At 40.9% G+C, this 438-nt stretch carries 1 protein-coding gene; it reads left to right on the forward strand.

What is annotated here, in order from left to right; translation table 11 throughout:
* Positions 1-362 (forward strand): hypothetical protein (locus tag MB824_RS10770; RefSeq protein ID WP_238748542.1); only part of this gene is annotated, 362 nt, incomplete at its 5' end.
* Positions 363-438 lie beyond the last annotated feature (76 nt).

Consider the following 438-nt stretch of genomic DNA (forward strand, 5'->3'; position numbering starts at 1 on the left):
AAAAAAAAGACGCTGAAGCGGTGAAAGACACCCCGCCGGATGCCGATCCAATGGATTTTGAAGCCTATGACGGCGATGAGCCGCCGTGGGAAGAAGAGCAGTTTGAAGAGCAGCCATATCGAATTGAAAGCCTTAATGATCCGACTATCCATGATGAAGTCGAGCGCATAGCAAAAGAAGAGATTGAAGCAAAGTATTGGGATTTGTTGGTAGATCAAGCAAGGAACCCTGAGCAATACGAATATTCAAATTTGGAAGATCGTATTGAATCGGAAATCAAACAACGTGCAGAAGAGATTTTTGAAGAGCTGCTTGAAGACTACTTTGAAAGGCATCCCGAAGATTTGATAGGTGGAAAATAGAATAGGTGTAATTATTATGTATCTTGTACATACAGAAGAATTTGATGATTTTGAAAGTGCTTCAGAATTTCGTGAG

The organism is Kingella pumchi, from assembly GCF_022288825.1.
In the GTDB taxonomy this organism is placed as follows: Bacteria; Pseudomonadota; Gammaproteobacteria; order Burkholderiales; family Neisseriaceae; genus Kingella_D; species Kingella_D pumchi.